The sequence below is a fragment of the Pseudoalteromonas sp. Isolate6 genome (assembly GCF_022398435.1).
Taxonomy (GTDB): Bacteria; Pseudomonadota; Gammaproteobacteria; order Enterobacterales; family Alteromonadaceae; genus Pseudoalteromonas; species Pseudoalteromonas galatheae.
On sequence record NZ_JAKEVK010000010.1, the window covers coordinates 44117 to 52767 of the forward strand.

Genomic DNA, 8651 nt, shown 5'->3' on the forward strand with positions numbered 1-8651 from the left:
CCATAGCAAGATGTAACTCAATCCTTTGAATGTCTATAAAATTAAGGTGTTACCCTAAAATTTGGAGACATTTTAAACTGGTATTTTTAATTATAGTGGACTTTGCAAGAAGTAAAAGTAACCTTTAGTATAAAAATGTTACTACGCTGTTTTTAGAGATAAAATAGTTTTCGCACTTCTCGCTAGTTGTTCAATAGGGAGTGGTCTCGAGATAAAGTAACCCTGTCCATAGTCCACACCTATTTCCTTAAGTTTTTGAAATATATCTCTGTTTTCGACATATTCAGCAACTGAACACTTATCTAATGAGTGACTAATATCGTTGACGGCTTTAACCAGCGCTAGATCAATTGGGTCGTTGAGCATGTCTCGAACAAAGGAGCCATCTATCTTAACATGCTGTGCGGGTAGTTGTTTTAGATAACTAAAAGTGCTGAAGCCTGTCCCGAAATCATCAATAGCGAAATGACAGCCAAGATCATTCAGATTTTTGATCATCGTCTGGGTTGCATTAAGATTGTTAATGCTGGCAGATTCTGTGATCTCAAAAATAACGCGATTAGCTGAAACTTGATGCTCTTTTAAGCACGCTTGAATGTGGGGCTGAAGTCGTTCATCTAAAAATGAATGTGCAGATAAGTTAATCGCTACTTGGCTCAAAATCTCATGTTCAGCCAGTGCTTTAATGGCAGTTCTGATCACGCATTGATCCATCAAAAATGTATCATTAAGTAGCTCTAATGCGGGAATAAACTGATTTGGGTAAATTGTCTCGCCGTTGATCTTTAATCTGAGCAGTGCTTCGTAATAGGCTATTTGTTGTTTTTTGAAATCCCAGATAGGTTGATAGTGGAGTTCGATGCTATCGTTTTGGAGTGCTTGCCTAACACTATGTCCCCACTCTAAACCGGTTTGTAGCGTCTGGTTTTGCTCATCTTCTTTGTTATAACAATGGACCAAGTTTCGGCCGAGATTCTTGGCAATATAAAGGGCTATATCTGCTTGTTTCAAACACTCGCTGGGATCTGCATTTTCATTGGTAATTTGCGTTAGTCCAATGGAGCAACTGAGAGAGTATGCATTATCTTCAAAGTGAAACTTATGTTCTTCGATAGCCATACAAATGCTTTCAGCGCACATATGAGCGTCTAGCAGGTTGGTGTGCTTAAGCAGCACAGCAAATTCGTCCCCACCAATACGAAAAGTTAGATGCTCTTCACCTATTTTGTCGCCAAATAACTCAGATACTTCTTTGAGTACGATATCTCCTTGCTGATGGCCTTTACTGTCATTAATGATTTTAAAGTGATCTAAGTCGATATAAATTAGCGCATGCTCTATATCTTCTGCGGACTTTACTTCATTACATAGCTGATTTAATTGCTGATCAAAGTAGTAGCGGTTGTGTAAGCCTGTAAGTGTATCATGTAGCGCTAAGTGTCTGAGTTGCAGTTCAGCTTGCTTACGCTCGTGAATGTTATCGAGTGTTGCAGTAATAGCGACCGAACTTGAGGTGTTCTTGATAAGTTGCAAGCGACACTCGATCCATACCAAATGTCCAGCTTTATGGCTGAGCTGCAGCTCTACTTGCGCATGCTGCCTTACACCACTTTGAATTTCCCCAATGACTTTGTTGAAGGCTTCAAGCTCATCCTTGGCAATGTAATCGCTGAGTTGAGTATTGAGGCTTGATTTAATACCGAACCCCGAGAGGTATTCCCATGCAGGGTTTATAAACCGGATCGCGCCTTTCAAATCTAATTCGACGACAACAGTTCTAAGGTGCAGCAAGATCCGTTGGTGCGCAGAAAATAAATCTTTATAGCGGCTTTCACTGCGACTGAGTTGCTCGACTTTATTGGCAAACTCTGCGTAGCTCACCATAAAATCTTCTCGTCGTGCCGCATGGTCACATACTTTGCTTAAAAATGGCATATCGTAAGGTGCTCGAACAAAGTCGGTAACGCCTAACAGTAATAGTTGTTCGGCATGGTCAGCATCGCGCTTGTCAATAATAGTTACGATTGCTTGGCTTGGGCGGTGCTTAAGAATACTTTCTACTAAGCTTTCTGCGGAACCTGACAAATTAGATGTTGTGTCCATCAAAATAATGGCGTAATCATCTTGAAGAAATAGCGATAAAGCGTTAGCCGCAGAGCTTACATGGGTGCAAACAAAATTGTGCGATAAGTGTTCACAAATTTTTTGGGCACGCTGTTGATTGGGTTCTAATAAGAGTAAGTTGAGACGACTACTTTTGTCTAAATGCGTTGACAGCACATTGGCCAAAATTTGAGGTAACATGTCTTGACGCTCAAAAGGTAGCACGGCATCGATACTATAACTGCGGGCGGTGGTTTCAGCTATTCGCTCACAATAAGTTGGTGGAATTAGTACGATGGGTGTATTTTTTTGTGTTGCGAGCAAACCTGAACGGATCATGCGCGAGAATCGCCAGCCATCTATTTTGCCAACATCCAAGCCGGTGATCACTAAATCTACAGCTTGGGTTTTCAACAAGCTTAGCGCATCTTGAGAGTCCGACTTAGCAATAATAGTAAAGACATCTAATGCACTAAGAGTTTTGGTCAAGGTTTGACGCTCGTGAGCACTGGCGTTAACAATGAGCAACGTTAGCTGTCTAGACACAATAAAAAAACCTCACCAGATACTGCGACACAATCGTTGGGCTTGTCTTTAAGTTAGCAAATCGCACTTAATCTCTGCTTGATAACAATCAAACAGTAAGTCGAACTTTGCTCTTGAAATCATAGCCGATAGCGATAAGTTATTGTTAAAACTTAAAGAATAAAGAACACACTGAACAAAGGTGCACACCGTACAAAATTTTTCATGGTGATTACCGCTGTAGACTCGCTAGGTTAAAGGTATTTACGCAAGGTTACAAGCACTTGATTTCGCCAAAACACCGCACTAGACTTGGCGCACTTTTAGAAATGAGGCCTTTCCATGCGCGTAGCAGACTTTAGTTTTGATCTTCCTGATGAGTTGATTGCCAGACACCCAATGAAGGAACGCTCTAGCAGTCGTCTTCTTACCTTAAATGGCAATAGTGGTGAAATAGAGCACAAGGTATTTAGAGATATTTTGGCACTCATTAATCCAGAAGACTTAATCATCTTTAATAACACTAAAGTTATTCCTGCTCGTATGTTTGGTCAAAAAGCCAGTGGTGGAAAACTAGAAGTACTGGTTGAGCGCGTTGTAGATGAGCGTACTGTGCTTGCTCACGTCAGAGCGAGCAAGTCGCCAAAGCCTGGTACCAAGATTGAGCTTGAAGGCCAAGCAACCGCAGAAATGGTTCAGCGCCACGGTGAATTATTTGAGCTGAGATTCGAGGGCGAAGAAAATGTATTGGCTATTTTAGATAAAATTGGCCATATGCCTTTGCCCCCTTATATCGACAGACCGGACGATGATGAAGATAAAGAGCGTTATCAGACTGTTTATGGTGAGAAACCAGGCGCTGTTGCTGCACCTACCGCAGGGCTGCACTTTGATGATGAATTGATGGCCAAGCTAAAAGATAAAGGTGTTGAGATGGCCTTTGTTACTTTGCATGTGGGCGCGGGTACGTTCCAGCCAGTGCGAGTCGATTCAGTAGAAGAGCATGTTATGCACTCAGAATACATCGAGGTCTCAGCAGAAGTCGTGGAGTCAATTAAAGCGGCTAAAGCCAGAGGGGGACGGGTGATCGCTGTAGGTACCACATCTGTGCGCTCACTCGAGTCTGCCGCTAAAGCAAACGGCGGTGAAATTGCTCCACTGTACGGCGATACCGATATTTTTATTTATCCGGGCTACCGATTTAACGTAGTCGATGCAATGGTGACCAACTTCCACTTACCAGAATCAACGCTAATCATGTTAGTGAGTGCGTTTGCAGGGCAACAGCATATTATGAAGGCTTACCAAACTGCCATTGAGCAAAAATACCGCTTCTTTAGTTACGGTGATGCGATGTTCTTGCAAAAGCAAGATAAGTAACTCACGTCGTACAACTATTAAAATGCCCAGTATTGCTGGGCATTTTGCGTTTTATGGCTTTAAAGTTGCAAGCTCGATATGGACTTTGTGTTTTTTATCCCAATATTAGAATTGCGCTAGTAATCTTGGTAGAATCGAAAGATCACTGCCCTAAGCATTGGCTTAGCACGTTTTTTAGTCAAAGTTGGACTGTTTTTCCGACAACGAGGTAACAATGAAATTTGAATTAGATAGCAAACAGGGTAAGGCTCGCCGAGGTCGCTTGATTTTTGACCGTGGCGTGGTAGAAACGCCTGCATTTATGCCTGTTGGTACTTACGGCACAGTAAAAGGCATGACCCCTGATGAGCTCAAAGAAACGGGCGCACATATCTGTCTAGGGAATACCTTCCACTTGATGCTAAGACCTGGCACTGAGATCATCAAACAGCATGGCGATTTGCATGATTTTATGAATTGGGATAAGCCGATTTTGACCGATTCAGGCGGCTTCCAAGTATTTAGTCTTGGTGCGATGCGTAAAATTTCGGAAGAAGGTGTGCTATTCAAGTCTCCAGTTAATGGTGAAAAGATTATGTTATCACCAGAAAAAGCAATGGAAGTACAGCGCGACTTAGGGTCAGATATCGTCATGATTTTTGATGAGTGTACGCCGTATCCAGCGACAGAAAAAGAAGCAAAAGACTCGATGGAGCTAAGCTTACGTTGGGCAAAGCGCTCTAAAGAAGCACACGGTGACAACCCTTCTGCGCTATTCGGTATTATTCAGGGAGGTATGTACCCAGAACTGCGTGCCGAGTCGCAAAAGGGCTTAGAAGAAATCGGCTTTGACGGTTATGCACTCGGTGGTTTATCAGTTGGTGAGCCAAAAGAAGACATGATCAATATTCTTGACCAATGCGCGTATAAAATGCCGGAAAACAAACCCCGCTATTTAATGGGCGTTGGTAAACCTGAAGATTTGGTTGAAGCGGTGCGTCGTGGTATCGACATGTTTGACTGTGTAATGCCAACGCGTAACGCTCGTAATGGTCACTTGTTTGTGACTGGCGGCGTGGTGAAAATCCGCAATGCAGCACACAAAACAGATACCAGCCCACTAGATGCGGAGTGTGATTGCCATACTTGTAAGAATTACTCTCGAGCGTACTTACATCACTTAGATAAGTGTAATGAAATTCTAGGCGCTCGGCTCAATACCATCCACAACTTACGTTATTATCAACGTTTAATGGAAGGAATGAGAAATGCCTTGTCTGAAGGTACATTTGATGAATTTGTCGAAGACTTTTATGCGCGCCGTGGCATTGCGGTGCCAGAGTTGGCTGACGTTGGTTTGACAGAAAATAATTAATTTATAAACGAGGAAGTGAAATGAGCTTTTTTATCTCAAACGCGCATGCTAGCACTGCAGCGGCAGCACCGGCTGGTGGTGGCATGGAAATGCTAATCATGTTAGGTATTTTTGGTCTGGTATTTTATTTTTTAATTTACCGTCCACAAGCTAAACGTGTTAAAGAGCACAAAGACCTAATGGGTGCATTAGGCAAAGGTGACGAAGTACTAACTCAAGGTGGACTTGTGGGTAAAATCACAAAAGTTGCTGATGATAAAGACTTTGTTGTAATCGCACTAAACGACCAAACTGAAGTGACAGTGCAAAAGTCAGCGGTTTCAGCAGTGTTACCTAAAGGTACAATGAAATCTCTATAAGAATAACAATAAAGGGATAGCCCAGTGTTAAACAAGTATCCAATGTGGAAGTACTTACTTGTTCTCGCTGTGTTAGCTATCGGTATTCTTTATGCCACACCTAACTTGTATGGCCGCGATCCGGCCATACAAGTATCTGGCACAAAAGGTGCTGATGCGACGCTCAGTGTACTAGATCAAGTTAACGAAACCCTACAAAAGAACGACCTTGCCGTGAAATCTTCTGCACTAGAAGATGGTCAAATCCTTGTTCGTTTTAAAAATGTTGAAGATCAGCTTAAAGCACAAGATATTCTGCGAAATAGCTTAAGCGATGATTACATTTCAGCAATCAATATGTCTCCTGCACAACCTGAGTGGTTAAAAGACTTAGGTGCAAACCCGATGAAGCTTGGTCTAGACTTAAGTGGTGGTGTTCACTTCACAATGGAAGTGGATATGGTCACGGCGATGGACAATGCACTTGAGCAAATGGAGCAAGATTTCAAGAGCGATTTGCGTGAAGAGAAATTGCGCTATCGTTCGGTACGTCGTGTCTCTAATAGTGAACGTGTACAAGTAACGATGCGTTCAGAAGAAGATAAAGACGCGGCGATGAGCTTTTTGAGAAAGCGTTACCCTGGTAACGATTTCATCAATGATAGTAGCGACAGCCTCGCTTTCTTTTCAAGCCTTAGCGACCTTAAATATAAAGAGCTGCGTGAATACGCTATCAAGCAAAACGAAACCATTATTCGTAACCGTATTAACCAACTTGGTGTTGCTGAACCTAATGTTCAACGTCAAGGTGGCGAGCGTATAATTGTTCAACTTCCAGGGGTTCAGGACACGGCTCGGGCAAAAGAAATTCTAGGTGCCACTGCGACACTTGAGTTCCGTGAAGTAGATGAAAATGCTGACGTACGTGCAGCGGCACAAGGCCGCACTCCTCCTGGCACAGAAGTGATCCCACATAAAGATGGCTATCCGGTTGTGCTTAAAAAGCGTGTTATCCTTGAAGGTACACATATCACCGGCGCGCAGTCTGGTATGGATGAATATCAGCGCCCCCAGGTGAATATCAAGCTTGATAGCAAAGGTGGGGCAAAAATGAACGCCTTCACCAAACGTGCCATCGGTAAACGTATGGCAACGGTTTTCATTGAGTACAAGCCATCAGGCAAGAAAGATGAAAACGGTAAAGCGTTACCCCCAATCAAAGTGGAAGAAGTGATTAACGTTGCAACGATTCAAGCACGTTTAAATAGCTCTTTCCGTATTACCGGAATTGATAGCCCTGCAGAGGCACATAACCTAAGCTTACTACTTCGCGCCGGTGCATTGGTTGCGCCAATTCAAATTGTTGAAGAGCGCACTGTAGGTCCAAGCCTTGGTCAGGAGAATATTGAAGCTGGTATGACAGCGGTTGTCCTTGGTTTTGCTTTTGTTCTTGCCTTTATGTTGCTGTACTACAAAGGTTTTGGTCTGGTAGCAAACCTAGCCCTTGCGGCTAACCTCATCATGATTGTAGGTGTGATGTCGATGATCCCAGGTGCTACACTGACGCTGCCTGGTATTGCCGGTATCGTGTTAACAGTTGGTATGGCTGTTGATGCAAACGTACTTATTTTTGAACGTATTCGTGAAGAAATTGCGGAAGGCCGCAGTCCACAGCAAGCCGTTCATCATGGCTACGACAGTGCATTTAGTACGATTTTTGATGCCAACATCACGACCCTAATTGCAGCAGTGATCCTTTTCTCTGTCGGTACGGGCCCAATTGCAGGCTTCGCGGTAACCTTAGCTATCGGTATCATTACTTCAATGTTTACAGCGATTGTTGGTACACGTGCGGTTATTAATGCCATTATCGGTGGCAGACGTATCACTAAGCTATCAATCTAGGAGACGGGCATGCAATTATTAAACTTAAAAAGCACTATCCGTTTTATGTCAGCAAGAAAGCTCTCAATGGCTTTCTCGGCATTGTTGATCTTGGCTTCAATTGCCTCGTTCATGGTGAAAGGGCTAAACTTTGGTTTGGACTTTACTGGTGGTACGGCAGTTGAAGTTGGGTTTTCGCAGCCTGCAGACTTAGCAAAGGTACGTAGTGTATTAGCCGAAAATGGTTTCGCTGATGCTTCTGTACAGCTTTTTGGCTCGAGCCAAGAAGTACTCGTACGACTCGCACCACGCGGAGATGATGTGAAAGCAGAGGTGTTGGGTAACCAACTCATTGCAGCGCTTAAACAAGCGGATGAAAGCGTAATTATGCGTCGCATCGAATTCGTAGGCCCGAGTGTCGGTGAAGATCTCAAGGAGCAGGGCGGTTTGGCGATGCTAACTGCGCTTATTTGTATCTTGATCTACGTTGCTTTTCGATTTGAATGGCGTTTTGCCGTAGGTGCTGTTGCAGCGTTATTTCACGATGTTGTGCTGACTATGGGGTTGTTCTCAATCTTAGGTCTTGAATTTGACTTAACGATTTTGGCGGCAATATTGGCGGTGATCGGTTACTCACTCAACGATACTATCGTTGTGTCCGACCGGATTCGTGAAAACTTCCGTAAAGTACGCATTGACGACACCTTAGAGATCATCAATATTTCACTGACCCAAACGCTTAACCGTACATTAGTGACTTCAATAACGACTATTTTAGTATTAGTTGCGTTATTCGTATGGGGTGGTCAAACCATACATGGTTTTGCAACTGCGTTATTATTCGGTGTGTTTATCGGTACCTACTCTTCTGTTTACGTTGCAAGCTCTGTTGCAGTGGCAATGGGCGTTAGTAAAGAAGATTTGATCCCGGTAGAAGTCGAAAAAGAAGGTGCAGACTTAGACGCTATGCCTTAATCATAGAATTTGACGTGATAACCGAAAGCGGCCTTCGTGCCGCTTTTTTGTTGTTGGCAAAATCTCATTTTATTGTTTCTAAAATATTACAT

At 43.2% G+C, this 8651-nt stretch carries 6 protein-coding genes; 5 read left to right on the top strand and 1 reads right to left on the bottom strand.

Annotated elements, in window-relative coordinates:
* Positions 1 to 141 precede the first annotated feature (141 nt).
* Positions 142 to 2649: an EAL domain-containing protein gene (locus tag L1D50_RS02745; RefSeq protein ID WP_239965461.1), complete on the bottom strand. Its 2508-nt coding sequence runs from the start codon at positions 2647 to 2649 to the stop codon at positions 142 to 144.
* A gap of 321 nt (positions 2650 to 2970) precedes the next feature.
* Here L1D50_RS02745 and queA point away from each other — a divergent pair, with 321 nt between their 5' ends.
* The 5 genes from queA (at position 2971) to secF (ending at position 8559) form a co-directional block, all read left to right on the top strand.
* Positions 2971 to 4008, top strand: a complete 1038-nt coding sequence (gene queA / locus L1D50_RS02750; protein ID WP_239965463.1) for a tRNA preQ1(34) S-adenosylmethionine ribosyltransferase-isomerase QueA — start codon at positions 2971 to 2973, stop codon at positions 4006 to 4008.
* 214 nt (positions 4009 to 4222) lie between these two features.
* Complete coding sequence (gene tgt, locus L1D50_RS02755) at positions 4223 to 5362, top strand: tRNA guanosine(34) transglycosylase Tgt (RefSeq protein WP_138523672.1); 1140 nt, start codon at positions 4223 to 4225, stop codon at positions 5360 to 5362.
* A gap of 20 nt (positions 5363 to 5382) precedes the next feature.
* Positions 5383 to 5721: a preprotein translocase subunit YajC gene (gene yajC / locus L1D50_RS02760; RefSeq protein WP_010374166.1), complete on the top strand. Its 339-nt coding sequence runs from the start codon at positions 5383 to 5385 to the stop codon at positions 5719 to 5721.
* A 24-nt stretch (positions 5722 to 5745) separates the two neighbouring features.
* A complete protein-coding gene (secD, locus tag L1D50_RS02765) occupies positions 5746 to 7605 on the top strand; it encodes a protein translocase subunit SecD (RefSeq protein ID WP_128727687.1) in 1860 nt (619 codons plus the stop codon).
* Between the two features lie 9 nt (positions 7606 to 7614).
* Positions 7615 to 8559: a protein translocase subunit SecF gene (gene secF / locus L1D50_RS02770; protein ID WP_128727688.1), complete on the top strand. Its 945-nt coding sequence runs from the start codon at positions 7615 to 7617 to the stop codon at positions 8557 to 8559.
* The last annotated feature ends 92 nt before the right edge of the window (positions 8560 to 8651 follow it).